This is a genomic window from Halorubrum distributum JCM 10118 (genome assembly GCF_000337335.1).
GTDB lineage: Archaea > Halobacteriota > Halobacteria > Halobacteriales > Haloferacaceae > Halorubrum > Halorubrum distributum.
In genome coordinates this window covers 1-26,525 of record NZ_AOJN01000052.1, presented here as the reverse complement: position 1 = coordinate 26,525, position 26,525 = coordinate 1, and the positions used below count along the sequence as shown (strand labels likewise).

Annotated in this window: 25 protein-coding genes; 16 read left to right on the top strand and 9 right to left on the bottom strand. The window is 69.8% G+C overall.

The genetic code is table 11. The features are described from left to right. Positions 1-123: 123 nt before the first annotated feature. Positions 124-378, top strand: a complete 255-nt coding sequence (locus C466_RS11635) for a hypothetical protein (protein WP_004595788.1) — start codon at positions 124-126, stop codon at positions 376-378. A 370-nt stretch (positions 379-748) separates the two neighbouring features. Here C466_RS11635 and ilvD read toward each other — a convergent pair whose 3' ends face one another. Together ilvD and C466_RS11625 are read right to left on the bottom strand one after the other, a co-directional pair. Next, on the bottom strand, positions 749-2,539 hold the full coding sequence (ilvD, locus tag C466_RS11630) for a dihydroxy-acid dehydratase (RefSeq protein ID WP_004595789.1): 1,791 nt from the start codon (positions 2,537-2,539) through the stop codon (positions 749-751). A 109-nt stretch (positions 2,540-2,648) separates the two neighbouring features. After that, on the bottom strand, positions 2,649-3,041 hold the full coding sequence (locus C466_RS11625; protein WP_004595790.1) for a VOC family protein: 393 nt from the start codon (positions 3,039-3,041) through the stop codon (positions 2,649-2,651). A 166-nt stretch (positions 3,042-3,207) separates the two neighbouring features. Between C466_RS11625 and C466_RS11620 the strand changes: the two genes are divergently transcribed. Beyond that, entirely contained in the window at positions 3,208-3,570 is a 363-nt protein-coding gene (locus C466_RS11620) for an SHOCT domain-containing protein (RefSeq protein ID WP_004595791.1), read from the top strand. Positions 3,571-3,624: 54 nt separating this feature from the next. Here the strand turns inward: C466_RS11620 and purQ are convergent, their stop codons facing one another. Both purQ and purS read right to left on the bottom strand, forming a co-directional pair. Further along, on the bottom strand, positions 3,625-4,302 hold the full coding sequence (gene purQ / locus C466_RS11615) for a phosphoribosylformylglycinamidine synthase I (protein ID WP_004595792.1): 678 nt from the start codon (positions 4,300-4,302) through the stop codon (positions 3,625-3,627). Positions 4,303-4,348: 46 nt separating this feature from the next. Then, on the bottom strand, positions 4,349-4,600 hold the full coding sequence (gene purS / locus C466_RS11610) for a phosphoribosylformylglycinamidine synthase subunit PurS (RefSeq protein ID WP_004595793.1): 252 nt from the start codon (positions 4,598-4,600) through the stop codon (positions 4,349-4,351). 180 nt (positions 4,601-4,780) lie between these two features. Between purS and C466_RS11605 the strand changes: the two genes are divergently transcribed. Together C466_RS11605 and C466_RS11600 are read left to right on the top strand one after the other, a co-directional pair. Next, a complete protein-coding gene (locus C466_RS11605; protein WP_004595794.1) occupies positions 4,781-5,761 on the top strand; it encodes a formyltetrahydrofolate deformylase in 981 nt (326 codons plus the stop codon). 83 nt (positions 5,762-5,844) lie between these two features. Next, positions 5,845-6,033 (top strand): hypothetical protein, encoded by a 189-nt coding sequence (locus C466_RS11600; protein WP_004595795.1) that lies wholly within the window; start codon positions 5,845-5,847, stop codon positions 6,031-6,033. A gap of 18 nt (positions 6,034-6,051) precedes the next feature. On the opposite strand, the gene C466_RS11595 is transcribed toward C466_RS11600, so the two are convergent. Further along, positions 6,052-9,021, bottom strand: a complete 2,970-nt coding sequence (locus C466_RS11595; protein ID WP_004595796.1) for an ATP-dependent helicase — start codon at positions 9,019-9,021, stop codon at positions 6,052-6,054. Between the two features lie 133 nt (positions 9,022-9,154). On the opposite strand from C466_RS11595, the gene cmk reads away from it, so the two are divergent. After that, positions 9,155-9,769, top strand: a complete 615-nt coding sequence (cmk, locus tag C466_RS11590; protein ID WP_004595797.1) for a (d)CMP kinase — start codon at positions 9,155-9,157, stop codon at positions 9,767-9,769. A gap of 23 nt (positions 9,770-9,792) precedes the next feature. Here cmk and C466_RS11585 read toward each other — a convergent pair whose 3' ends face one another. Then, positions 9,793-10,257, bottom strand: coding sequence for an MGMT family protein (locus C466_RS11585; RefSeq protein WP_004595798.1), 465 nt, complete (start codon positions 10,255-10,257; stop codon positions 9,793-9,795). Between the two features lie 131 nt (positions 10,258-10,388). On the opposite strand from C466_RS11585, the gene trpC reads away from it, so the two are divergent. From trpC to C466_RS11565, 4 genes are all read left to right on the top strand, one after another. Then, positions 10,389-11,264, top strand: a complete 876-nt coding sequence (gene trpC, locus C466_RS11580; RefSeq protein WP_004595799.1) for an indole-3-glycerol phosphate synthase — start codon at positions 10,389-10,391, stop codon at positions 11,262-11,264. Beyond that, on the top strand, positions 11,261-12,574 hold the full coding sequence (gene trpB, locus C466_RS11575) for a tryptophan synthase subunit beta (protein ID WP_004595800.1): 1,314 nt from the start codon (positions 11,261-11,263) through the stop codon (positions 12,572-12,574). The genes trpC and trpB overlap by 4 nt, the downstream gene beginning before the upstream one ends. Next, positions 12,575-13,420 (top strand): tryptophan synthase subunit alpha, encoded by an 846-nt coding sequence (trpA, locus tag C466_RS11570; RefSeq protein ID WP_004595801.1) that lies wholly within the window; start codon positions 12,575-12,577, stop codon positions 13,418-13,420. A 90-nt stretch (positions 13,421-13,510) separates the two neighbouring features. Further along, positions 13,511-14,302: a 2-amino-3,7-dideoxy-D-threo-hept-6-ulosonate synthase gene (locus tag C466_RS11565; RefSeq protein ID WP_004595802.1), complete on the top strand. Its 792-nt coding sequence runs from the start codon at positions 13,511-13,513 to the stop codon at positions 14,300-14,302. A 26-nt stretch (positions 14,303-14,328) separates the two neighbouring features. Here the strand turns inward: C466_RS11565 and C466_RS11560 are convergent, their stop codons facing one another. After that, positions 14,329-15,882 carry an HTTM domain-containing protein gene (locus C466_RS11560; protein ID WP_004595803.1) on the bottom strand — a complete coding sequence of 518 codons (1,554 nt, stop codon included), beginning with the start codon at positions 15,880-15,882 and terminating at the stop codon, positions 14,329-14,331. 121 nt (positions 15,883-16,003) lie between these two features. Here C466_RS11560 and C466_RS11555 point away from each other — a divergent pair, with 121 nt between their 5' ends. Next, entirely contained in the window at positions 16,004-17,176 is a 1,173-nt protein-coding gene (locus tag C466_RS11555; protein WP_004595805.1) for a 3-dehydroquinate synthase II, read from the top strand. 175 nt (positions 17,177-17,351) lie between these two features. On the opposite strand, the gene C466_RS11550 is transcribed toward C466_RS11555, so the two are convergent. Then, a complete protein-coding gene (locus tag C466_RS11550) occupies positions 17,352-17,753 on the bottom strand; it encodes a hypothetical protein (RefSeq protein WP_049908342.1) in 402 nt (133 codons plus the stop codon). Positions 17,754-18,625: 872 nt separating this feature from the next. On the opposite strand from C466_RS11550, the gene C466_RS11545 reads away from it, so the two are divergent. Beyond that, positions 18,626-19,240, top strand: a complete 615-nt coding sequence (locus tag C466_RS11545; protein ID WP_004595806.1) for a hypothetical protein — start codon at positions 18,626-18,628, stop codon at positions 19,238-19,240. 149 nt (positions 19,241-19,389) lie between these two features. Here C466_RS11545 and C466_RS11540 read toward each other — a convergent pair whose 3' ends face one another. Continuing rightward, positions 19,390-20,916, bottom strand: a complete 1,527-nt coding sequence (locus C466_RS11540; protein WP_004595807.1) for a carboxypeptidase M32 — start codon at positions 20,914-20,916, stop codon at positions 19,390-19,392. A 146-nt stretch (positions 20,917-21,062) separates the two neighbouring features. Between C466_RS11540 and C466_RS11535 the strand changes: the two genes are divergently transcribed. The 5 genes from C466_RS11535 to C466_RS11515 all read left to right on the top strand — a co-directional run bounded on the left by C466_RS11535 (position 21,063) and on the right by C466_RS11515 (position 26,398). Next, positions 21,063-22,109 (top strand): threonine aldolase family protein, encoded by a 1,047-nt coding sequence (locus tag C466_RS11535; RefSeq protein WP_004595808.1) that lies wholly within the window; start codon positions 21,063-21,065, stop codon positions 22,107-22,109. A gap of 225 nt (positions 22,110-22,334) precedes the next feature. Beyond that, positions 22,335-22,691, top strand: coding sequence for a DUF2209 family protein (locus tag C466_RS11530; protein ID WP_004595809.1), 357 nt, complete (start codon positions 22,335-22,337; stop codon positions 22,689-22,691). Continuing rightward, positions 22,688-24,046, top strand: a complete 1,359-nt coding sequence (hflX, locus tag C466_RS11525; RefSeq protein WP_004595810.1) for a GTPase HflX — start codon at positions 22,688-22,690, stop codon at positions 24,044-24,046. The genes C466_RS11530 and hflX overlap by 4 nt, the downstream gene beginning before the upstream one ends. Before the next feature lie 120 nt (positions 24,047-24,166). Next, entirely contained in the window at positions 24,167-26,122 is a 1,956-nt protein-coding gene (acs, locus tag C466_RS11520; protein ID WP_004595811.1) for an acetate--CoA ligase, read from the top strand. Positions 26,123-26,191: 69 nt separating this feature from the next. Further along, the gene (locus C466_RS11515) at positions 26,192-26,398 is read left to right on the top strand and encodes a DUF2061 domain-containing protein (protein WP_004595812.1); all 207 of its coding nucleotides are present in this window, start codon (positions 26,192-26,194) and stop codon (positions 26,396-26,398) included. The last annotated feature ends 127 nt before the right edge of the window (positions 26,399-26,525 follow it).

The following is a 26,525-nucleotide window of genomic DNA, read 5'->3' as shown; positions in this document are numbered from 1 at the left end:
GAGGGCCTATCCCTCACGGTCGTTTCAGAGCTTCAATCCCTTATATCGGTATTACGACTTCGGTCACGACCGTAGTGAATATACGGAGATTTGAAATAGGATGTCCAGCTATAACCAGTTAAGATGTCACAATCGAACGCGTACACCGTCATTTCCGCACAGAACGATCACGAATGTACCACGGTACGTGCCCATCCCCGCAACGAGACGTACCACGTCGTCGAGTACGCAGACGAGGACGCCCGCGAGCGCGTCGCGGACCTACCGGTTGGCTCGGTCGTGAAGATGGAACTGTCGCGCGCCGGCCGCCGCAGCAACGTCTGGCGCGCCGAGTCGGTGAAGACCGCAAAGACCGACGGCGGAACGAGCAAGGCGTAGATCAAGTAATTCTCGATATAGAATCCGGAATCCACCGACGGTCTCCGCGATGACTGATCGCAGATCGACGGTGAATACCTCCAAAGCCCCAGTCGTGAGGACGGCGCACGCTCGCTGCGCTCCGCAGTCGCTCGTTACACTCGCTCCTTGCGGTGCTTACGTCGCCTGCGCCGTCCTCACGACTGCCCCTTTGAGTCCCGCCCCGCACCGCCCCGCACAGCAGCCTCAACCCTCCCCAGCCTCGTCAGTCGCCTCCGCTTCGCTCCGGCGACTGACTCCCTCGCGCGTGCTCCTCGCGGCCGCCACCGGCGGCCGCTCGCAGGCACGCGCGACCGCACATATAAATCCAAAAAACAGCCGCTCGTCTCGTTTATAAGTCTCGCGTGAGCCGCGGGTTCGTCACCGCGCCGTCGGCGGCGGAAGCGAAGTCGCGGCCGTACTTCGCGAGGATGCCGCCCTCGTAGGGGGGTTCGGGCGCGTCCCACGACTCGCGGCGCTCGTCGAGCTCCTCGTCGGAGAGGTCGACCGTCAGGTCGCGTTCGGGGATGTCTACGGTGACGTGGTCGCCGTCCTCGATGAGCCCGATCGGCCCGCCGACGGCAGCCTCGGGCGCGACGTGGCCGATCATCGGGCCGCGGGTGCCGCCCGAGAAGCGGCCGTCGGTGAGCAGCGCCACGTCGTCCTCGTGGCCCGCGCCGACGACGGCCGCGGTGACGCCGAGCATCTCGCGCATCCCGGGCCCGCCGCGGGGCCCCTCGTTCCGGATGACGATCACGTCGCCGGACTCGATACCGCCCGATTGGACGTACTCCATCGCGTCCTCCTCGTTCTCGAACACGCGGGCGGGCCCCTCGTGGTAGAACTCGTCGTCGCCGGTCACCTTCAGCACCGAGCCGTCCGGCGCGAGGTTGCCGTCGAGGATCTTGATCGCGCCCTCCGCCTCCTTGGGGTCCTCGACCGTGTAGAGGAAGTCGGCCTCGATCTCCGACTCGTCCGGGAGCTCGCCGCGCTCCTCCAACTCCGCAATCTCCTCGGCGAGCGTCCGGCCGGTCACGGTCATCGCGTCGCCGTGGAGCAGGTCGGCCTCCAGCAGGCGGCGGAGCACGACCGGCACGCCGCCGACCTCGTGGAGGTCGTTCATCACGCGGCTCCCGCCGGGCTGGAGGTCCGCGATCTTCGGGGTTCGGCGGGATATCTCGTCGAAGTCCTCGATCGAGAGGTCGACGTCGGCCTCGCCCGCGAGCGCGAGCAGGTGGAGCACCGCGTTCGTCGAGCCGCCCATCGCGGTCTGGGCCGCGATCGCGTTCTCGAACGACTCCCGCGAGAGGATGTCGGAGGGCCGGCGGTCGTTCTCGATACAGTCCATCGCCAGCTCGCCGGCGCGCTCGGCGACCGCGTAGCGCTCCTCGTCCTCGGCGGGCGGCGAGGCCGAGCCGAGCGGCGCCAGCCCGAGCGCCTCCGAGAGCGACGCCATCGTGTTCGCGGTGAACATCCCGCCACAGGAGCCCGCGCCGGGGCAGGCGTGGCGCTCCAAGTCGTCGAGCTCGTCGGCGTCCATGTCGCCCTGCGCATAGGTCCCGACGCCCTCGAACACCTGGACGATCGTCACGTCGCGCCCGTCGTGCTGGCCGGGCATGATCGAGCCGCCGTAGAGGAAGACGCTGGGGAGGTCCGTCCGGATCGCGGCCATCATCATCCCGGGGAGGTTCTTGTCGCAGCCCGCGACCGTCACGAGGGCGTCCATGCGCTCGCCGAAGGAGACGAGCTCGACGGAGTCCGCGATGACCTCCCGCGAGATGAGGCTCGCCTTCATCCCCTCGGTCCCCATCGAGATGGCGTCGGAGATGGTGATGGTCCCGAACTCGATGGGCATCCCGCCCGCGGCGTCGATGCCGTCGAGCGCGGCGTCGGCCACGTCGTCGAGGTGGACGTTACACGGCGTGATGTCGGCCGCCGGGTTCGGCACGCCGATGATGGGCGAGGAGAGGTCCTCGTCGTCGAACCCCATCGCGCGGAACATCGCGCGGTGCGGCGCCTTGTCCGGCCCCTCGGTCACCTCGCGGCTCCGCAGCTCCTCGTCTTTCCCGCCGGCGAATCGGTCCGTGTCCTCCCGGCGACGACGCCGCTCGTCGTCGTCGGATCTCGGCTGCTGTTCGCTCATACCCGACCCTGTCGCTCGGGACTCTTAAACGACCGCGTCGGGGCGAGGGTTGCTCGGCGGGGCGAACCCGTTCGGGGGATCTGCGGGGAACGACGGCGCATCGCCGGTCTCACACCCGCGCCTTCAGTTCCACCCGATACCCGAACGGGTCCCTGACGTACACCGCACCCGCCTCCCCGGTCGCGCCGAGCGGCGAGTCGAGGGTCTTCTCGACCTCGACGCCGGCCTCTGCCAGTTCGCGCTCTATCTCCTCGGGCGACTCCTCGACGACGACCGCGACGTGGTCGTAGTTCGTCTTCGTCGGCCGCTCGAACTCGTCGGTCGGCCAGAGGTGGATCACCGCGGTCGCCGAGAGCCGCACGTCGAAGAAGGGCTTCTCGCCGGCCGCGTACAGCGCATCCTCGACGCCGAAGCCGAGCCGCTCGCCGTAGAACTCGCGGGCGGCGTCGGCGCCGTCCGCGGGAATCCGGAGGTTGACGTGGTCGATGTGTCGCGCGTTCACACCGACCGATTCGGCGGCCGGGCGCAAAAGTCGTGCGGGGACGCCGCGAGCGTCGTTTCCGAACGGCGGCGAGCGAACCGACCCGTCGACTCGCGACGACCGAGCGCGGTCTCACGACCCGCGAACGGGCGTGGTGTATTTACTTGCGGAATTGTAACTACTACACATGATCGTTCTCGACGCCGTCGCGCCGCTGATGGGCGGTATGGCCGGTTCGGGGATGGCGGGCGGGATGGGCGGCTGGATGTTCGTCTTTCCCCTCGTGGCGCTGCTCACCGTCGCGGTACTGCTCACCGCGGGCCTCCTCGGGGTCAAGCTGCTCGCGAGCGAGAGCGACGACGGCACGGACGCGAGCGACCTCGACGAGACGCCGGTCGAGCGCCTCCAGCAGTCGTATGCCGCCGGCGAGCTCACGGAGGCGGAGTTCGAGCGAGCCGTGGAGCGCGAACTGGAGCGCGAGGAGACGGGCGGGACAGCTACGAGGGCGACGGAGACGGAACAGACCGGAGAGGCCGCGCGAGCGCGGTAACCGAGAGCCGCCTCGGGCGAACCGAGAGCCGACTCAGGCGAACCGCGAACCCGGTCAGGCGAACGCCCGCAGGATCCCCGCGCCGTCGGTGCCGCGCCCGAGGTCCGGGAGCGTGGCGCGCTCGGGGTGGGGCATCAGCACGGCGACCGTCTCGCGCTCGCCGAGGACGCCGGCGACGTTGTCGGTCGACCCGTTCGGGTTGGCGGCGTCCGTGACGTTCCCGTCGGCGTCGCAGTAACGGAACAGGACGCGGTCGTCGGCGACGAGGTCGGCGTGGGCCGCCTCACTTATCTCGAAGCGCCCCTCGCCGTGCGCGATGGGGACCTCGATCACGTCGCCCTCGTCGTAGGCGGCGGTCCACGGCGTGTCCGCGCGCTCGACGCGCAGGCGGACCGGCTCGCACTGGAAGCGCGCCGAGGCGTTCGTGGTGAACGCGCCGGGGGTGAGCCCGGACTCCGAACCGATCTGCGCGCCGTTACAGATGCCGATCACGGGGACGCCGTCGTCGGCCGCGTCCCGCACCTCCTCCATGATGGGCGCTCGGGCGGCCATCGCGCCGGCGCGGAGGTAGTCGCCGTAGGAGAACCCCCCCGGGAGAACGATCCCGTCGGGGTCGGTCGGGAGGCCGTCCTCGTGCCAGACGCGCTCGGCGTCGACGCCGAGGTGGTCGAGGGCGCGGACGGCGTCGCGGTCGCAGTTCGAGCCGCCGAACTGGACGACGGCGACCGTCACGCCGCCCACCTCCCGCGGGCGGCCGCAACGGCCGAATCGGCGACCGTCATCGCTCCGCGACCGCGACGTCGTAGTCGTGGATCGTGGGGTTCGCGAGCAGCCGCTCGGCCATCTCGTCGGCGCGGTCGGCGGCCTCGTCGGCGTCGGCGGCGTCGAGGTCCACCTCGAACCGGTCCGCCGAGCGGAGGTCGGACAGCTCGAACCCGAGCCGTTCGAGGGCCTGCTGGGTCGTCTCGGCCTCCGGGTCGAGGACGCCCCGCTTCAGCCGGACCGTCACCGTCGCCGTGTACGCGGTCATACCCGTTGGTGCGGAGTCGTGTGTAAAAACCGTTTTGGAACGCCGTTTATAGGCACGTTCGTGGATACAGATCGGTCGTTCGTGCGGGAGGCAGGGACCGCGCGGAACGAAAGGGGCAAAGCCCTCCGCCTGTTGGAGGCGGTGTATGCAGCCGCTTGAACCCGCGGAGGTGATCGTCGCATGACCCGCGAACTGACCGAGATCACGGTCGTCGGAGGAGACAAGACCGGACTCATCGCGCGGGTCACCTCCCTGCTGTTCGAGCGGGGAATCAACATCGAGGACCTCGATCAGGCGGTCCGCGAGGGCGTCTTCCGGATGACGACCCGCGTCGACGCGTCGGAGATGGAGACCTCCCGCGGCGAGCTCCGCCGCGCGCTCGCCGAGCTCGGCCGCGAGCTCGACGTCGACATCCAGGTCCGCTTCCCGAGCGACCGCGACGCGCGCCGCGTCGCGCTGCTCGTCACGAAGGAGACGCACGCGCCCGAGGCGCTCCTGGAGGCCGAGGCCAGCGGCGAGCTGGCCGACGACGACGCCGAGGCGGAGATCCCCGTCGTCATCGGCAACCGCGGCGACCTCCGGTCGCTCGCGGAGCGCTACGACAAGCCGTTCTACGACGTGGGCGACGGCAACGGCAACACCGACGAGGGACGCCTGCTCGACCTCCTGGCCGAGTACGACGTGGACCTCATCGCCTTGGCCCGCTACATGCGCATCCTCTCTCCGGAGGTCGTCTTCCGGTACGAGGGCCGGATCATCAACGTCCACCCCTCGCTGCTGCCGGCGTTCCCCGGCGCCGAGGCGTACCGGCAGGCGAAGGACGCCGGCGTCCGCATCGCGGGCGTCACCGCTCACTACGTCACGACCGACCTCGACCAGGGCCCGGTCATCGCCCAGCGCGCGTTCGACGTGCCGCCGGGCGCCGACGTCGACGAGATCAAGCGCCGCGGCCAGCCCCTCGAAGCCGAGGTGCTGCTCGACGCCGTGCGGCTTCACCTCGCGGACGCCATCGCGGTCCACCGCGGCACCGTCCACGTGCGCGAGGACGCCGACGTCGACGCCCAGTTCGGGCTGAGCGACGCTGCCGTCGACGCGAACCCCGACGAGCCCGTCGACGGCGAGCCGCTCGGCCGGTCCCCCGTGTCGCCCTCGGACGACTGAGCGGCCGCGAGCGAGTTGGCCGAATCGACCGCTCCGCCGCCCCACCGGCTACTTTTAAGCGAACGCGGGCGCAACAGTCGACGATGCCCGAGCGTCGCCCGCGGACGGAGTTCCTCGCGGACACCGCCGCGGTCGTCCGCAGCGACGAGCGCCTGATCCTGCTTTTCCTCCTGTTGCTGTCGCTCGCGGCGCTGGTCGTCTTCCTCCACTACACGACGCTGATCTTGGACGGGCTTCCCGACCCGCTCCCGACCGAGCCGCTCCGGCCGTGATCCGCCGTCTCAGTCCGATCAGCGGTCCGCGGGCGGTTCGGCATCGCGGTCACCGACGCCGCAGTCACCGGCCTCGTCGCTCCCGGCGCCCCGAGGCGCCTCGCCGATCTCCTCCATCACGCGGGCGTGGAACTCCCGGAGGACGGCCGACTCGTCGTCGGCGATGACGGTGTCGGAGTCGACGAGCGTCGCGAGTCCGAACGCGAGCGGACTCGGGGAGTCGACGACGCGGTGTTCCACCGCCAGGTCGCCCGTCGCGATCCGCCCGACCGCCTCGCGGATCCCGTCGACGTCCAGCCGGTCCTCCAGCAGCTCGCGGTACGTCTCCTCCAGCACAGCGAACTCCTCCAGATCGGCCGCGAACGACAGCAGCATCTCGGCGGACACCTGCTGCTCGGCGGCCGACTTCTCGTACCCCTTGTAGCGCTTGAGGATGAGGAGCGCGCGCCCGGCGTTGATCCGGAAGTAGCGCTGGAGGAGGTCCGTCCCCTGAACGGCCTCGCGGAGGTCCTCGCGGACGGTCTCCGGGTTGAGGCCGGCGAGGATCTGTGCCACGTCGACCTTGCGGTTCAACGGGAGCGCGAGCGAGAACCCGCGGTCCGCGACCGCGACCGCCACGTTGGCGTCGGTGCGGTTCGCGACCGCGGCCGCGACGAGCCGCGAGAGTCCGTCGTTGAACCGGCGGCCGTAGATCGAATGGACGTAGAAGCGACGCTTGTACTCGTTACGGTCGAGCTCCTCCTCGACGACGATGCGGTCGGGCGTCGAGACCGAGCCCGGGTCCGCGTACCTGACCTGCTCGTCGTACATGCGGGCGAGCGCGCGGACCGCGTTCCCGTCGAGGGGGAACTCGCGGAGCCACGCGCGGACCGCGGCGGGACCGGCGCTCGGACCGTCGCCGGTCAGCCGGTCGAGGAGTTCGGCCTGGAACGCCAACACCTCGCGGGCGAGGTCCGCGGACAGCGGGAGGCGTTCGGCGAACCACGAGGGGACCGTCGGGCGCTCGCTCGTGCGGTCGACGTACACCTTCGAGCCGCGGCGGTAGCGGAACGCGAACCGCTCGCCGCCCAGCGCGAACACGTCGCCGGACTCCAGCGTGTCGAGGTACGACTCGTCGAGGGTGCCGACCCACTCGTCGTCGCGCGTGAACACGTCGCAGGTGAACGAGTCGGGGATCGTCCCCACGTTCGTCATGTAGATGACACGCGCGAGCCGCCCCCGCTTCCCCACGAGCAGCTCGCCGACGGGGAACTCCGGGTGATGGTGCTCGCCGTCCGGCGCGTCGTTGGCGTCGCGCCACACCTTCGGGTAGACGTTCTTCGCCTCCAGCCCGTCGTAGTCGCCGGTGAGGTACCTGAACAGCCGCTCGTAGGCCGCGTCGTCAAAGCCGCGGTACGGGTGCGCCCGACGGAGGACCTCCCGAATCTCGCGGTCGGGGCGGACCCGGTTTATGGCCATCCCGTAGACGTGCTGGGCGGCGACGTCGTAGGCGCCCTCGGGCGGGAACACGCGGTCGACGAACCCGTCCTCTGCGCGGGCGAGCAGCGTCGCGCACTCGATCAGCTCGTCGCGGTCGAGGGCGAACACCCGCCCCTCGACGGTCTCGCCGGGGCTGTGGCCGGCGCGACCGACGCGCTGGAGCAGCGCCGCGACCGACTTCGGCGAGCCGACCTGGACCACCAGGTCGAGGTGGGGCATGTCGATGCCGAGCTCCAGGCTCGTCGAGGTGGTCACCACGTCGAGATCGCCCGACTTCAGCCCCTCCTCGACGCGCGTCCGCTGGGCCTCGCCGAGGCTCCCGTGGTGACAGCCCGAGTCCGACTCGTCGTAGTCGAACCGCTGCCGGAGCTCCTGGAGCGTGCGCTCGGCGCCCGACCGGGAGTTCGTGAACACCAGCGTGTTCTCGTGGGACTCGATCAGCTCGCGGAGCGACTCGTAGAAGCGGTCGGTCACCGCCGACCGCGGCGTGTGGATCAGGTCGGCGGCGGGCGTCCGGAGTTCGAGGTCGAACTCCCGCGCGAACCGCGCGTCGACCACCTCGCAGGGGCGCGTCTCGAACCCGTCGACCGCGCCGACGTCGCCGGCGACGCGCTCGCGCCCGACGAGGAACGAGGCGATCCCGTCGAGCGGTTCGACCGTGGCCGAGCAGCCGATCCGGGTGATCTCGGTCTCTGCTTCCCGCTCACCGTTCCGCGCCAGCTCGGTCAGCCGCTCCAGCGACACCGAGAGGTGGGTGCCGCGCTTGTTCGCCGCAAGCGAGTGGATCTCGTCGACGATCACGTACTCGACGGTGCGCAGTTTCTCCTTGAACTTCGGCGAGTTGAGCAGGATCGCCAGCGTCTCCGGCGTGGTGTTGAGCACGTGCGGCGTCTCCGAGAGCATCGCCTGCCGGTCCGCCTTCGAGGTGTCGCCGTGGCGGATCGCCTGCCTGACGCCGGGGTCGTAGGGGTCTTCGTCGTTGTCGGACTCGCCGGCCGCGTCGGCGTCGCTCGTCGAGTCGCCGTCGCCTCCCTCCGCCGCGGCGACCGCCTCGCCGATCCCGGCCAAGGGCGCCTCTAGGTTGCGCTCGATGTCGTTCGCGAGCGACTTCAGCGGCGAGACGTACAGGCAGTAGACGGAGTTCTCCAGGTCGCCGGCGCGGTCGCGGGCGAAGAGGTCGTCGAGGACCGCGAGGAAGGAGGCGAGCGTCTTCCCGCTGCCCGTCGGCGCGGCGACGAGGCAGTTCTCGCCGTCGTCGACGTGGGGGATCGCCTCGCGCTGCGGCGGCGTGAAGAAGCCGCCGTTCTCGCCGACGTACCCGCCGAACCGCTCGACCCACCAGCGACGGACCGGCGGCGAGAGCCGGGCGAGGACGTCGGCGTCGGCGATCGGGACCGTCTCCGGGTCGAACTCGGGGTCCGCGATCGCGCCGCGCTCGACCGCGTCTCTGAGGAGCGCCCGCGCGGCGGCCTCGTCGCCGCGGTCCGTGGTCTCGCTCACGACGTTCACGAGGGCTCGGGAAGGGAAATCCGTTGCGTCGATCCTCGTGAGGCGTTCGCGCAACCGACCCCATCTCCGTCGGTTCCGCGGAAATTCGCGCAACCGACCCGTTTATCTGACGGCCTTCCGTGGCGCAACACGCATGAGCGGCACCTCGCCGGAGCCCGACCGACGGATCGACCGGAACCTGTTCATCACCGTCTCCGGCCCGCCGGGCTGCGGGGCCACGACGCTCGTCGAGGGGATCGCCGAGGCGCTCGACTGCGGCTACGTCTCCGGCGGCGAGCTGTTCCGCGAGATCGCGGCCGAGCGGGACATGAGCCTCTCACAGCTGATCGCGGAGACCGGCGAATCCGAAGAGATAGACCGGGCGCTCGACCAGCGGCTCCGCCGCATCGCCGAGAAGTGGGGCGCCGTGAACAAGGCGTTCGTGCTGGAGTCGCGGCTCGCGGGCTGGATCGCCGGCAACCGCGCCGACATCCGGATCTGGCTCGACGCCCCGGACGAGGTCCGCGCCGACCGCACGGCCGAGCGCGAGGAGATGACCTCCGAGATGCAGGTGCGCGAGGTCATCGAGGAGCAGCGCTACAAGTCCTACTACGGCGTCGACCTGTCGGACCGGTCCATCTACGACCTCGTCATCAACACGGGCCGGTGGGACGCCGCGGCGACGCTCGATCTGGCGCTCACCGGGATCGAGCGCTACGACGTCGACGCCGACGAGGGCGCGTTCGACACGCCCGACTTCGATATCTGAGCGGTTAATCCGGCCCGAACGGACTACATTCCCTCCACGCGGCGGAACTCGCCCCGGACGTCGCCCGGGGTCGCGTACGGCCCGCCGCTCACCCGGTGGTCCGGAAGCAGGACCGGGATCGGGTTGTCATTGAGCGCGCCGGTCACGGTCTCCAAGTCGTCAGGGTCGTCGGGATCAAATCCGCAGAGCCGTGCGAGCCGGCTCACTGAGACCTCCTCGCCGTACGGGACGCTCCGGAGCGCCTCCAACACCTCCCGCTGATCCGTCGGCACGGTGAGGCCGAGCGCCACCTCGGCGAACTCGTCGCGCTCGCCGCCGAGGTACGCGTCGATCCGGTCCAACAGGTCGTGGTCGCCGTCTGCGTCTCCCGGCGGTTCGGCGGGGAACGACACCGAGATGACGCGGCCCCCCGCGAAACCGACCTGGACTGTCCGGTCGATGGCGTCGAACTCGCGGGCGAAAACGCCGGACGTGCCCGATACACTCATACCCTTCATTGGTAGGGTTGCTCACTTAAAATGTCTCCCGCAGGACCGGTTCGCGCCGCCGGCCGGGAGCCGAGTGGGTCGGTCCGGTCCCCGCAAGTCTTATGAACAGATACGTACATTAGTGTATAGTAATGGACGATCCAGACGAGCTGGCGCCAGCGGTCAGATCGATCCTGTCCGCCGCACGGGACCGGGCTGACGCGGCCGCGGAGGCCGGAGAGGCCGTCTCGGTCGCGCCGCGCGACCTCGAGGCCGCGTTCGAGCGGGCCGAGGCCGACGGGCGCGTTCCGGTGATCGCCGAGGTGAAGCCGACGAGCCCGACGACCGAGGGCAGCCGCGAGGACGACCCCGTCGCGCTCGCGGAGGGGATGGTCGCCGGCGGGGCGGTCGCGCTGAGCGTGCTCACCGAGCCGGAACATTTCGGCGGGAGCGTCGACACGCTCGGACGCGTGCGCGAAGCCGTCGACGTGCCGGTCCTTCGGAAGGACTTCGTCGTCGACGAGGCGCAGCTGGACGCCGTCGAGAGCGACGTCGTCCTCCTGATCGCGCGGTTCGTCGGCGACGACCTCCCGGACCTGCTCGCCGCGGCGCGCGACCGCGGCTTTCAGGTCCTCGTGGAGGTCCACGACCGCGAGGAGCTGGAGCGCGCGGTCGACGCGGGCGCGACGACGATCGGCGTGAACAACCGGGACCTCGCGGAACTCGTCGTCGACCTCGGAACCTTCGAGTCCGTGGCGCCCCACGTCCCGGACGACGCTACGCTGATCGCCGAGAGCGGCATCGGCTCGCCGGCGGACGTCCGCCGGATGCGGACGGCGGGCGCCGACGCCCTGCTCGTCGGCAGCGCGATCATGGACGGCGACGTGGAAGCGAACACGCGCGAACTGGTGCGGGCGGAGGCGGACGGTGACGGCGCCGCGGAGGGGGACGCGTACGACGCGGCCGACGACGAGGACGATGCGAGCGGCGAAAGCGGCACCCGAGACACCACGGAGACACCCACATGAGCGAGACCGACACGCGGACGACGGAGGAACCGAACGACACGGCGCCCTCGCGGCGACCGGGCCGCGAGCGCGGCCGCGACGACGGGAAGTTCGGCCGCTACGGCGGCCAGTACGTCCCCGAGGCGCTGATGCCCGCGATCGAAGAGCTGGCCGACGCGTACGGGCGCTACGTCCTGAACAACGAGGACGGCTTCATGGACGAGTTCCGCGAGCGGCTCGCCGACTTCGGCGGGCGGCCGACGCCGCTCCAGCGCGCCGACCGGCTCTCGGAGCGCTACGACACCGAGGTGTACCTCAAGCGCGAGGACCTGCTCCACGGCGGCGCCCACAAGCTGAACAACGCGCTCGGCCAAGTCCTCTTGGCGAAGTACATGGGCAAGGAGCGCATCATCGCGGAGACCGGCGCCGGCCAGCACGGCACCGCGACCGCGATGGCGGCCGCCCACCTCGACATGCCCTGTACGATCTACATGGGCGAACGCGACATCAACCGCCAGCGGCCCAACGTGTTCCGGATGAAGCTCAACGGCTCCGAGGTGAAGCCGGTCACGACGGGCCGCGGGACGCTGAAGGAGGCCATCTCCGAGACGATGCGCGACTGGGCCGAGACGGTCGAGGACACCCACTACGTGATCGGGTCTATCGTCGGCCCGCACCCGTTCCCGGTGATGGTCCGCGACTTCCAAGCGGTCATCTCCGAGGAGGCCCGCGAGCAGGCGATCGAGAAGACGGGCGGGCTCCCGACCGACGTGGTCGCCTGCGCGGGCGGCGGCTCCAACACGATGGGGACGTTCGCCGAGTTCGTCGACGACGAGTCCGTCGCGCTCCACGCGGTCGAGGCCGGCGGCTCCACGCTCGAAGTCGACGAGGCGGCGGGCGTCGCGCCCAACTCCGCGTCGCTGTACGCCGGCGAGGAGGGCGTCCTCCACGGGGCGCGGACGAAGCTCCTCCAGGACTCGGACGGGCAGATCATGGAGAGCCACTCCGTCTCCTCCGGGCTCGACTACGCCGGCGTCGGGCCGGAGCTCGCGTACCTCGTCGACGAGGGGCGCGTGAGCCCGGTCGCCGTCGACGACGACGCCGCGCTGGAGGGGTTCCACCGGCTCTCGAACACCGAGGGCATCATCCCCGCGCTGGAGACGGCCCACGCGTTCGGCTTCCTCGAGGAGCACCACGAGGAGCTCGGCGAGCGCGTGGTCGTGAACGTCTCCGGCCGCGGCGACAAGGACCTCGACGCCGCCATCGAGGAGACGGACCAGCGGGACGTGCCGAACGCGCCCGACATGTCGATGTTCACGGAGGGGATGTAGATGGCCAACTCCGAGGCCATCGCCGCCGCGTTCGCCGACGGCCCCGCCTACGTCCCGTACCTCGTCGTCGGCGACCCCGACTACGAGTCGTCGAAGGCGTACGTCGAGGCGCTCGACCGCGGCGGCGCCGACGTGATCGAGCTCGGGCTCCCGTTCTCCGAGCCGATCGCCGAGGGGTCGACGATCCAGGAGGCGCTCGTCCGCTCGCTCGACGCGGGGATGACGCCCACTCGCTTCTTCGAGTTCGCGGAGGAGCTCGACGTCGACGCCGCGCTGGTGTGTATGACGTACTACAATCTCATCTACCAGTACGGCGAGGGCGAGGGGCCGCGCCCCTTCGTCGAGCGCGCCGCCGCGGCCGGCATTCAGGGGCTCGTCGTCCCGGACCTGCCGGCCGAGGAGGCGGACCCGTTGCGCGAGGCGTGCGACGAGTTCGGGCTCGACCTCGTCTTCATCGTCGCGCCGACGACGCGCGGCGACCGACTGGACCGCATGATGGAGAACGTCTCCGGCTACGTGTACGTCCAGGCGCGGCTGGGAACGACCGGCGCCCGCGACGACGTCTCCGACCAGACCACGGAGAGCCTCGACCGTCTCCGCGAGTACGACGTGCCGAAGGCGGTCGGCTTCGGCATCTCGACCGGTGAGCACGCCGAGCGCATCGTCGCGGGCGGCGCCGACGGGATCATCGTCGGCTCGGCGCTCGTCGACGTGGTCGCCGAGGGCGTCGCCGAGGACCTGTCGACCGACGAGGTCGCCGACCGGCTGGAGGCGCTCTCCCGCGAGCTGAAGGAGGGCGCCAGGCGCGGCTACCGCTCGCGGACCGAGGCCGTCGAGTCCGCCTGAGCCGCTCCGGACCGGAACGGTACAATACGTCCCCGAACGAAACCGACTTACCTCCGATTGCCACAGACTCACACAACGACCCACCCCACAATGACAGCAGGACTCTCGGCACGACTCGACCGCATCTCCACGAACGACCGATACCTCATCGTCCCGATGGACCACGGGATCACGATGGGCGCCGTCGAGGGGCTCGTCGACATCGAGTCGACGATCGACGGCGTCACGAGCGGCGGCGCGGACGCGGTGCTCACCCAGCGCGGGATCGCGCCCCGCGTCCACGAGAACAAGAACGACGCGGGCTACATCGTCCACCTCAACGGGTCGACGACGATCGGGCCCGACGAGAGCGACAAGCGCGTCACCGGCACCGCGGAGGACGCGGTCCGCGCCGGCGCCGACGCCGTCTCCTTCCACATCAACGTCGGTTCCGACCACGAGCCGGACCAGATCGAGGAGCTCGCCGAGCTGACGGCCGACGCCGAGCGGCTCGGGCTCCCCGTCCTCGCGATGGCGTACGCGCGCGGCCCGGGAGTCGACGAGTCCGACCCGGAGGCGCTCGGGCACGCCGTCCGGCTCGCCGAGGAGCTCGGCGCTGACGTGGTGAAGACGGGCTACTCCGGCGACGGCGACTCCTTCGAACGCGTGACGGAGTCGACCCGGCTCCCGGTCGTCATCGCCGGCGGTTCGAAGGGGACCGACCGCGAGACGGTGGAGATGGTCCGCGGCGCCATGGACGGCGACGCCGCCGGCGTGTCGATGGGGCGGTCGATCTTCCAGCACGACGACCCCGAGGGGATCGCGCGCGCCGTCTCCGCGGTCGTCCACGACGACGCCGCCGTCGAGGAGGCGCTGCGGGCGGGCGGATTCGTCGAGGCGTAAGGGGTCGATCGCGCTCGGGATCCGCCTCAGCAGGCGACGCGCACTCGCTCTTCCGCGTCCGGTTCCCCGACCGGGCCGTCCGAGTCGACGGGCTGTTCGACGTGGACGACCGCGACGGACTCCAAGTCGCGGTCCGATCGCTCGCAGGCGTACGCCGCCACCGGCCGATACTGCGACTCGCCGGCGCTCTTCATTCTGAAGCCGAACTGGTGCCAGAGGGTCGACGGATACGTCTCCGCCGCGTCCGGCGGCCGGTCGTACGAGACCGCGCCGCCGTCGCGCAGGTCGATCGCGTCGCCGGATTCGAGCGTCCCCGCGACGACGTACCAGCCCGAGGCGTCCGGTGGGTTCGGGGCGAAGAACGACCAGCTCACCTCCGACAGCTGTCCGGTCGACTCCTGTGCCGGGAGGTCGACGAGCCCGACCCCCGCCGCCTGCCACCACACGAGCGCGAGGAAGAAGCCGACGAGCAGCGCGGCGGCGCCCGCCCTGATCCCGCGGCGGGTCTGCGACGGGGTCGGAGAGGGGGTCCGTGCGTCGGTCCCGCCGTCGCTCCGGTGCGACCGATCGGTCCCCGCGAGCCCCGTGGACTCGGAGACCCTCGACGCGACGGCCTCGGCGCGGTCCCACGCGTCGGGCGGGAGGAACAGGAGCAGGACCGCGCTCATGACGTACGGGAACACCGCGAGCCGCATCGTCGCAGCCATGCCGAGGTGGGCGGAGACGAACGCGAGGGCGATCCCGGTCCTGCGCCGCCCGGTCGCGACGACCAGCAGGGGGGAGACGGAGAGGAGCGCGATCCAGAGCCAGTTGATCGCGGTGAGGGCCGCGGTGTACTCCGAGACGAGCGGCCCCAGCCCGACGGTGAACTCGCCCAGCTGGAAGATCCGGGGGACGGCAGTCCCCGACATCCAGGCGCCGCTCCGGTACTTCGAGACCGCGTTCGCCGCGTATATCGACACGAGCGTCAGGAGCGTGACGGCCGTGCCGATCGTACAGATCCGCCGGTCACCGGCGTCGCCTCCCCCGGCGCCCGCACCTCCGTCAGCGTCGTTCGGCTCCCCGCGAACGCTCCGGCGGCCCGCACCGAGCGACCAGCGGGCGTCGAGCGGGAGGAAGAGGCTCAAGAACAGGAAGGCGACAAGCACCGTGTTCCCGCCGTTGAGCACGTACGGGTTCCGCGCGTACAGCGACGCGAGCAGGAGGGCCGAGAGGCCCGCCGCCGCCCGCGTGCGATAGCCGACCAGCAGGCAGGCGGCGGCGACGGCGGTAACCGCGAGCAGCCCCGTCTGTACCCGCGCCGATCCGGAAATCGCGTAGAGGGACGCCCGCTCCAACAGCGGGAAGACCTCGGCGAGCGTCGCGCGGGGGAGGACGCCGTCGTCCGTGTAGAACGTCCGCACCGCCGGAAGCCGGTAGATCAGCAGGTCAGAGAGGATCACCAGCGCCGCCGCGATCCGGAACGCGCCGAGCGCCCGCGGGTCGATCCCGAGGTGTGGCCGCGCGCGTTCGCGCAGGGACTCGCGCGCCGCGGCGTACCGGGACCCCGCGTCCGAGAGGCGCTGGCTTGGTTGCGTCATACGGGGGCGTGTGTCAGACGATACTATCTCACCGATAAGTGCTTTGTCGTCTGCCGGGCCGCCGCCCGCAACGCCCGACCCTTTCGCAGTTTTCAAGCCGGCGCGCCGCGACGATTCGACAATGACACGCACGGTCTGGGTCAAAGCCGACGGCGACGTCGGCGACTGGGAGGCGCGCAAGCGACGGGTCACGACGGCCATCGAGGCCGGCGCGGACTGGGTGCTCGTCGACGAGGGCGACGTCGGCCGCGTCCGGGAGCTCGGCGACGTGAACGTGGCGGCGTTCCGCTCGGACGCCGACGTGATCGACGACGCCGAGAGCGACGTCGAGGCCGACGCGTACTTCGTCGGCAAGGGCGGCGAGGGCGACGGGACGGTCTCGATGCCGGACGACTTCTCCGGGTCGGCGGACCTGACCACGCTGCGCCGCCGCGACGACCGCGCGCAGGGCGCGTACGTCCGCGTCCTCGGCACCGAGTACGAGGAGTTCGCCGAGGCCGCGGCCGACGAGGCCGAGTTCACCGTGGTCATCGGCGAGGACTGGTCGATCATCCCCTTAGAGAACCTCATCGCCCGGGTCGGCGACGAGACGCACCTCGTCGCGGGCGCGACGACGGCCGCGGAGGCCCGGACCGCGTTCGAGACGCTGGAGATCGGCGCCGACGGCGTCCTGCTCGACGCCGACTCGCCCGACGAGATCCGCGGTGCGGTCGAGGCCCGCGACGCGGCCGACCGCGAGACGCTGGACCTCCGGCACGCCGAGGTGACCGAGGTCGAACAGACCGGGATGGCGGACCGCGTCTGCATCGACACCGGGTCGCTGATGGACGACAGCGAGGGAATGCTCGTCGGCTCGATGTCGCGTGGGCTCTTCTTCGTCCACGCCGAGACCGCGGAGTCGCCGTACGTCGCCTCGCGACCGTTCCGCGTGAACGCCGGCGCGGTCCACGCGTACGTCCGCAACGCCGAGGGCGGCACGAACTACCTCGCGGAGCTGTCGAGCGGCGACGAGGTCCAAGTCGTCGACACCGACGGCCACACCCGCGAGGCGGTCGTCGGCCGGGTGAAGATCGAGAAGCGCCCGATGTTCAGGATCCAGGCGGAGATAGAGACGGAGGACGGAACCGACCGGATCGAGACGCTCATCCAGAACGCCGAGACCGTGAAGATCGCCACGAGCGAGGGGCGGAAGGCCGTCACCGACGTCGAGCCGGGCGACGAGGCGCTCGTCTACTACGAGGACGTGGCGCGCCACTTCGGCGAGGCCGTCGAGGAGAGTATCATCGAGAAGTAATCGGGTCTCGTGACCGGAAGGCGCTGTTAAACTTCTCTGGCTCTGTTGAAATCCTATTGTTCAGACATATTATTGCTTGAAACGTCCGGTCGCTGAAGGGTGCGAATACGACATAGAACATCTGTATTGGAAGTGGCTGGACCTCGACTGACCAGTTCTGTCTCCTCGTGAAGTCTCAGTCTGACCCAAACAGCGCCCGGGTCAGTGCACCACCGTAGGCAAGCCGTGAGCCAATCCACAGTGCACCGAGCGTGACGCCTATTGCCAAGAGGTCGGGAATCGGCTCTGGGAGGCGGCCGCTTGCTGTGCGAGCGAGTCGGCCCGCTAGAGGGAAACTGCCGAACCAAACTATTAAAAAAGCAACGTGCTGATGGAGAGACTTCTGTCGGCGTGCGTGGCGGTAACCGACGACGAGAAAGCCCACGAGCAGCAGGACGGCTAGGATTACGAAGACGAGAGAGCGGAGTTGTCCATCGAGCGCAAACGCCGAAGGGATGCCGATCACCACGGCAAGAACGAAGGCTGTCTGGGCGATAAGTCCAATATCTATCTCAGTATTGGAGAGCTGTTCGGACACAAATTGTAGTTACAAATGATAAAAAGATAAATTTTCTCCACATGACTAGAGTCTGTTCATCCAAATTGGTTGTATTCTACGCCACCGACTAGTTCGCCTTTCGTGACGCCTACCGTTATCTAAGATACTTCGCTGAATCTACACTCTGTATTGACCGTAATCGAAACAGAATATATCACTTTCTAAGGATTTCAACAGAGCCACTTCTCTTTATAAGCACCGACATGCCTGAAACAGCCGATAGCTGAAGCGTGCTTCTCGATCGGTTACGGGAGTGGGTATCTCAGATTGCCGGCCACAATGTCGTATTTAAATAGTCGTAAGCGACGGCGACGAGGGGTTATAAATGACAGGCGGTGGCGCGCCCCGGTGAGCGGCCCGGAGGGCCGCGAACCGACGGTGCGAGGGAGTCGCTGGCGGTCGAGCGAAGCGAAGACCGCCAGCGACGAGGCTGGGGAGGTGTGAGGTGCGGTCGCTGTGCGGGGCGGGACTCAAAGGGGCAGCCGGGAGGCCGGCGCAGGCGAAGTAAGTACCGCAGGGAGCGAGCGAAGTGAGCGACTGAGGAACGCAGCGAGCGTGCGCCGGCCTCCCGGCTGGGGCTTTGGCGGTTGTCATCCCACCAGCCTCAACCATTTATAAACGGCCAACGGCAAAACCGAAATTCCATTTATAAACGACCTCGGTCACGATATACTACACCTACTCCCGCTATCGCTCATCTCTTCCTCTGTACTGAGCGATCGAGATCGGTCAACTACCAACTACGGGTACTCAATGGAGTACCGGGGTGGTGAGCACGTGGTCACCGCCGAGAACCGGCCGCGATCGTGTCGACCAGAACGCATTTGACGGAGACTCGGGATCCGGCGTCCATGGCCGTCGCCGACGAAGGTAGCCGTCACGTCGCTGAGTCGGGATTCGTCGATCGAGTTCGCCACCTCGCGGACGCCGCGAACCCGGCGTTCGCGGCCGGGAGCTTCCTCGTGCCGCTGGCGTTCCTCGCCGCGAGCCTCGCGCTCGTGAGTACCGAACTCCTCTTTTATACCCACGTCGCCGCCGGCGCGGTGTGGTTCGGCTTCGCGCTGATCTTCCCCGCGATTATCGGGCCGACGCTGGGCGGCCTCGACGAGGAGGCGTCGGCCGCGGTGAACAGGACGCTGATTCCGAAGGCCGTCTTCTTCCTCGTCGGCTTCTCGCTGACGACGGTGCTGTCCGGGACGGTGTTGTTGACGCCCGACCTCGGGCTCGGCTACGGCTTCGGCGGGATGTGGTCGGGGCTCGCGCTCGGCCTCGGCTGGGGGCTGTTCGCGTTCGGGTTAGCGGTCCCGCACCGGCTCCAGCTCAGCGCGTACTACGAGACGCTGTCGCCGGACCCGGACGCCTCGCGGCTCGAATCGATAGAGAAGAAGAACCTCGTGGTCGGGCTGTTCGAGGGCGCCGTGATGCTCGTCCTCATCGTGTTGATGACCGGGTTCCGGCTCGGATAGCCGCGGGCGTCGCGTTCGGGTGGCCCTACTGGCGGCGCAGCCTCGCAGCGGCGATGGTCGCGCACGCCTCGCTCCACGTGCCGCTCGCAACGCCGTCGCTGGTTCGGGTGCTCTCGTAAAAACGGGGACGGTCGGTGTGCGCTCCCGGTTCAGATGCCGTACAGCTCGCCGTACTTCTCGTCGACGTAGTCGAGGAACGCGTCCGCCGAGAAGTCCTCGCCGGTCGCGCGCACCACCAGCTCGTTGGTCTCGTAGCGGGAGCCGTGCTGATGGACGTTCTCGCCGAGCCAGTCGTGGAGGTCGCCGAACTCGCCGTCGGCGATCTTCCCGTGGAGGTCGTCGATCTCGTCCTCGGCGGCCTCGAACAGCTGGGCGGCCATCACGGAGCCCAGCGAGTAGGTGGGGAAGTAGCCGAAGTTGCCGTGGCTCCAGTGGATGTCCTGGAGGCAGCCCTCGCTGTCGGTGTCGGGCCGGATGCCGAGGTACTCCTCGTACTTGTCGTTCCACACTTCGGGCACGTCCTCGACGTCGAGGTCGCCGCGGATCAGGTCGCGCTCGATCTCGAACCGGATCACGATGTGGAGGTGGTAGGTGAGCTCGTCGGCCTCGACGCGGATGAGGTTGTCCTCGTACACCTGGTTGAACGCCTCGTAAGCGTCCTGAACCGTCGCCTCCTCCGTCTGCGGGAAGTGCTCCTGGAAGACGGGGAGGAACTCCTCCCAGAACGCCTTACTGCGCCCGACGTGGTTCTCACAGAGGCGCGACTGCGACTCGTGGACCGAGAGGTCGCGCGACTCGCCGAGCGGCGTGCCGAAGTGCTCCTGCGGGAGCCCGAGGTTGTACTGCGCGTGGCCGAACTCGTGGATCGTCGAGCCGACGGCGCCGAGCGGGTCGTTCTCGTCGAACCGGGTCGTCACGCGGCAGTCGAACTGGTTGCCCGAGGTGAACGGGTGCGAGGAGACGTCGAGGCGGCCGCGGTCGAAGTCGTAGCCGACGAGTTCGAGCGCCTCCCGCGAGAGCGCCTCCTGGTCGTCCTCGGGGAAGGTACCCTCGAACGTGTCGACGGCGAGCTCGACGTCGGACTCGCGGATCTCCTCGATCATCGGGACGAGCGCCTCGCGGAGCTCCGTGAGGATCGACTCGGCGCGCTCCATCGAGAGGCACGGCTCGAACTCCTCGAAGAGGACCTCGTAGGGGTCGCGGTCGGGGTCGATATGCTCGGCGTACTCGCGTTTGAGCTCGACGTGCTTCTCGAGGTAGGGGGCGAACTCGTCGAAGTCGTCCTCGGCCTTCGCCTCCTCCCACGCCTGGAGCGCCTCGGAGCCCGTCTCGGAGATCTCCTCGACGAGCTCGACCGGGACGGCGTCGGCTCGCTCGTACTCGCGGCGGACCTCGCGGACGACCGCCGCCTGCTCGTCCGTGAGGTCTGCGTCGTCGAGCTCGTCGAGCAGCTCGCCCGTCTCGTCGGCGGTGACCATGTCGTGGTGGACCGAGGAGAGCGCCGAGAGCTGCTTCGACCGAGCGGGTGTCCCGCCCTCGGGCATCATCACCTGTTGGTCCCAGCCGAGGACGCCGGAGGCGCTGCCGACCGCGTTCCACCGCTGGACGCGGTCGAGGAGGGCGTCGTAGGCGTCCGGTGCGTCGGCTGCGTCGTCTGGCGCGGCTTCCGTTGCCATACGCCACGGATCGGCCGCTGTCGTTAAATAGGGACCGAACGCGGAACCGGGTGGATCGGCCTCGGGACCGTCGGAAACGGTCGGTCTCCGAGGGCGTTCGCCGAGCGCGGGATATATGCCCGCCGCCGCGGAACGACAGACAACCGATGTCCGACGACGACTTCATCGACCTGCGGTCCGACACCGTCACGGCGCCCTCGGACGAGATGCGCGACGCGGCCGCGACCGCCGAGGTCGGCGACGACGTGTACCGCGACGACCCGACCGTCAACGAGTTGGAGCGCCGCGCGGCCGAGGCGGTCGGCACCGAGGCCGCGCTGTACGTCCCCTCCGGGACGATGGCGAACCAGATCGCGGTCCACGCGCACACGGAGCCGGGCCAGGAGCTCCTCTTGGAGCGCGAGTCCCACATCTACCGCTGGGAACTGGCGGGCGCGGCCAAGCTCTCCGGCGTCCAGACCCGGACGATCGACGCCGGCGAGCGCTGCGTCCCGACCCCCGAGGCGGTCCGCGAGGGACTCGTCGACGAGGACCTCCACCGACCAGGGACTGGCCTCCTCTCTCTGGAAAACACCCATAACTACCGCGGCGGCAAGGCGGTCCCGGTCGACCGGATCGCGGCCGCCGCCGAGGCCGCCCGCGACGCCGGCGTTCCGGTCCACCTCGACGGCGCGCGCGTGTTCAACGCCGCGGTCGCGCTCGGCGTCGACGCGAGCGAGATCGTCGCGCCCGTCGACAGCGTCACCTTCTGCCTCTCGAAGGGGCTCGGCGCGCCCGTCGGCTCGATCCTCGCCGGCGACGAGGCGTTCGTCGAGGACGCGCGCCGGGTCCGCAAGCTGTTCGGCGGCGGGATGCGGCAGGCGGGCATCATCGCCGCGCCCGGGCTCCGCGCGCTGGAGAACGTCGACCGCCTCGCCGAGGACCACGCCAACGCGGAGCGGCTCGCGGCCGGCCTCGACGCGCTCGACGGTGTCGACGCGCCCGCGCCCGACACGAACATCGTCGTCGCGCACACCGAGGAGGCCGGGGTCCCGGCCGAGTCGCTCTACGCGGCGTGTAAGGAGGCCGGCGTCGGCTGCGTCGAGTTCGCGGACTACACGACGCGGTTCACCACGCACCTCGACGTCGACGAGACCGACGTCGACGAGGCGGTCGAGCGGATCGGGGCCGTCGTCGACGACCTCCGGGACTGAGCGCCGCCGCCGGCGTGCGCCCGCCTGAGCGCCGCCGCTGTCGCATGCCCGCCTGAGCGCCGCCGCTGTCGCATGCCCGCCTGAGCGCCGCCGCTGTCGAACGCCCGACGGAAACGTTCAATTCGCCGGGTGACTAACGTATTCGCATGGACGCACAGGCACTCGGCGCGGACGCGCGGACCGGTCGAACCGTGGTGAACCGCTCCCGCCCCTGAGGTCGTCGGCGTGGACATCAGCGGCCGCCACGAGGAGGACGGCGAGTACCTGATGGTCGCGGCCGCGGTCCACGCGCGGGTCGACTCCTCGCGGATCCGGTCGGTGGAGGGAATTGGCTTCGCGGCGGCGCGCGAGGGGCCGACGCTGGAGGCGACCGTCGCGCTCGCAGCGGAGGCGGTCGGCGACCTCCCTTCGCCGCCCGAGGAGCCGGTCGTGGCCGAGGGCGGCGAGTTCTACGAAGAGCCGGCGGAACGCGTCGGACTCAGCTTTCAGCCCGACTTTAAATACGTCGAGAGCATAGGCGAGCGCGAAACAGTGCAGGCAGCACACCACGCCGCGTACGCCGCCCGGGAGCTCCTGCGATGAGCGAGGGCACCGGGAGAGCGGACGCCGACGCCGAGTCGTCGACCGAGGGACGCCGCGCAGTCGTCGCCAAGCGCGTCGACTCCGGGGATGCCGATCTCACCGAGATCGGACAGCTCGCGGCCGCCGCTGGCTACGACGTGGTCGGCGAGCTCACCCAGACGCGCACCGAGGACGCCGCGTTCATGTTCGGCGAGGGGAAGGTCGCGGAGCTGCGCGACCTCGTCCGCCGGACGGACGCGAACGCCGTGATCATCGACAACGACGTTGGCCCGTACCAGACGTTCAACATCGGCGGGAAGCTCCCCGAGGGCGTCGAGGTCGTCGACCGGTTCACGCTCATCTTGGAGATCTTCGGCCAGCGAGCCAACACGCGGAAGGCGCAGCTCCAAGTCGAGCTCGCGGAGCTCCGGTACGAGCTGCCCCGCGCGGAGGCGAAGGCGAGCCTGGCGAAGCGCGACGAGCGGCCCGGGTTCATGGGGCTCGGCGAGTACGACGAGAGCGTCGAGCGCGACATCAAGCGGCAGATCTCCGAGATCCGCGACGAGCTGGAGTCGATCGCGGAGAAGGAGGAGGCGCGCCGCGAGCAGCGCCGCGACTCCGGGTTCGACCTCGTCGCGCTCGCCGGCTACACCAACGCGGGGAAGTCGACGCTGATGCGCCAGCTCGCCGACGAGCTGGCCGTCGACGAGAACGACGAGCGCCACCGCGACCTCGACACCACCGCCGAGTCGCAGGACATGCTGTTCACGACGCTCGGGACGACGACGCGCCGGGCCGAGATGGAGAAGCGCGACGTCCTCCTCACCGACACGGTCGGCTTCATCGCGGACCTCCCCCACTGGCTCGTGGAGTCGTTCGAGTCGACGCTCGACTCCGTCTACCGCGCCGACCTCGTGCTGCTCGTCGTCGACGCCAGCGAGCCGGTCGAGGAGATGCGCGAGAAGCTCGTGACGAGCCACGACACCCTCTACGAGCGCAACGAGGCGCCCGTCGTCACCGTGTTCAACAAGATCGACCGGCTTGAGCCCGGGGAGCTCGCCGACAAGCGCGGCGCGCTCTCGGGCGTCGCGCCCGACCCGGTCGCCGTCTCGGCGAAGACGGGCGCGGGCGTGGCGGAGCTCCGCGACCGCGTCGAGGACGAGCTCCCGGACTGGGAGCGCGAGCGGCTCGTCCTCCCGGTCTCGGACGACGCGATGAGCCTCGTCTCGTGGGTCCACGACCACGGGCACGTCGCCGAGGAGACGTACGCGGGCGACCAGGTGACCGTCGACTTCGAGGCGAAGCCCTCCATCGTCGCCCGCGCCCGGGCGAAGGCCGCCGAGCTCTCGGCGCCGCCCGCCGAGGAGTCGGCCTGAGCGGGGGCGACCGGCCGCTCTCGGCGAGCCGCCGCGTCCGGCGCCGACTCTTGCTCGGCGCTGACTCGCTCGGCGGCGACCCGGACAAAGTATACGGGCCTCCGCGGGCCATACAGTGTCATGGACGACCCCGGGACCGACGGTCGGCTCGTCGAGCGGGACGAGGACGCCGTCCCACCGCCGGCCGACTTCCGGACGCGAGCCGCCGCGAGCGACCCCGCGGTGTACGAGCGGTTCGACCGCGAGGGGCCGGAAGCGTGGCGAGAGGCCGCCGACCTCCTGACGTGGGACCGCGAGTACGAGACGGTCCTCGACGACTCCCACCCCCCCTTCTACGAGTGGTTCCCGGACGGGCGGCTCAACGCCGCGGCGAACTGCGTCGACCGGCACCTGGACGACCGCCGGAACCAGCTCGCGATCCGGTGGTTCGGGAAGCGGGGCGAGCGCCGGTCGTACACGTACCTCGACCTCCACCGCGAGGTGAACGCGGTCGCGGCCGGGCTCCGCGAGCTCGGCGTCGAGGAGGACGACGTGGTCACGCTGTACCTGCCGATGGTCCCGGAGCTGCCGATCGCGATGCTGGCGTGCGCGCGCATCGGCGCGCCGCACAACGTCGTCTTCGCGGGGCTGTCCGCGGAGGCGCTCGCGACGCGGATCGACGCGGCCGACTCGGAGTACCTGATCACCTGCGACGGCTACTACCGCCGGGAGGACGCGTTCAACCAGAAGTCGAAGGCGGACAACGCCCGGATCCGCGCCGAGGGGGAGCTGTCGGCCGCGGTCGTCGTCGACCGCCTCGGCGACGAGCTGGCCGTCTCGCTGGGCGACGACGAACACGAGTACGACGCGCTCGTCGACGCGCACGACGGGGAGACGGTCGAGCCGGTCGCCCGCGACGCGACCGACCTCCTCTTCGTGATGTACACCTCGGGGACGACCGGGCGGCCGAAGGGGGTCGAGCACGCGACCGGGGGGTACCTCGCGCACGTCGCGTGGACGACCCGGAACGTCCTCGACGTGCGCCCGGAGGACACCTACTGGTGCGCCGCCGACATCGGCTGGATCACGGGCCACTCCTACGGCGTGTACGGCCCGCTCGCGACGGGGACGACCACCGTGCTGTACGAGGGGTCGCCCGACTACCCGGACCGCGACCGCGTCTGGGACCTTATCGAGCGCAACGCGGTGAGCGTCTTCTACACCTCGCCGACCGCGATCCGGTCGTTCATGAAGTGGGGCGCGGAGTACCCCGAGTCGCACGACCTCTCCTCGATCCGCCTGCTGGGGACCGTCGGCGAGTCGATCACGCCGAAGGCGTGGCGCTGGTACCGCGACCACGTCGGCGGCGGCGACGCCCCCGTCGTCGACACGTGGTGGCAGACGGAGACGGGGGCCATCTCGCTCGCCACCCTCCCGGGGATCGCGCCGATGAAGCCGGGGAAGGTCGGCCCGCCGCTGCCGGGGATCGACGCCCGAGTCGTCGACGAGGACGGCGAGCCGGTCGACCCCGGCGAGTCGGGGTACCTCACGCTCGCCTCCCCGTGGCCCGGCATGCTTCGCGGGCTCCGCGAGGGGGACGAGCGCTACCTGCGGGAGTACTGGGTGAAGGGCGAGGACGGCTGGCGCTACCGCACCGGCGACGGCGCGACCGTCGACGAGGACGGTTACGTCACGATCCTCGGCCGCGTCGACGACGTGATCAACGTCCGCGCCCAGCGGTTCAACACTGGCGAGCTGGAGGCGGCCATCGTCGACGCCGACGGCGTGACCGAGGCCGCGGTCGTCGGGGACGGCGACGGGCACATCGTGGCGTACGTGACGACGAAGAGCGGGGTCGAGCCCGACGAGCCCCTCCGCGACGCGGTCGCGGACCGGCTGGCGAGCACCGTCGGCGACGTGGCGCGCCCGGACCGGGTCGTGTTCACCCCCGAACTCCCGAAGACGCGATCGGGGAAGATCATGCGGCGGTTGCTGGAGGACATCGCCCGCGGCGAGGAGTTCGGCGACGTGAGCGCGCTCCGAAACCCCGAGGTCGTGGGCGAGATCGAGTCGACCGTGCGAGACATGAGTAGGTGAATCTGGTCTCTGTAAACGCATTCTGACGCGGGTCCCACGTACGTATTCGCGGCGACCGAATCGACCGGCATGGGAGCTGCCGGTTTCTCGCGGGAGGCGATACAGGCCCGTCGCCGGGCGGTCGTCGAGACCGGTCGCTACCTGGCGCTGATGGTGACGGTCGCGTTTCTCGTCGTCGGCGACGTCGGGCAGGCGGCGAGCATCGGTCTCGTGACCAACGTCTCGAAGCCGCTCACGTACCACGGCCACGAGCGGCTGTGGGACGACGTCTCCTGAGGCGTCGGCGCGTCCGGGTGACGGCGACCTCGTTTCGGAGCGCCGAACAGAACCGAAACCGTTCGATCGAGACGCGACCGCGGTGAGGGGTGCTTTCGCCAAAGAGCGGCAGGATCCGTCGCGAAGG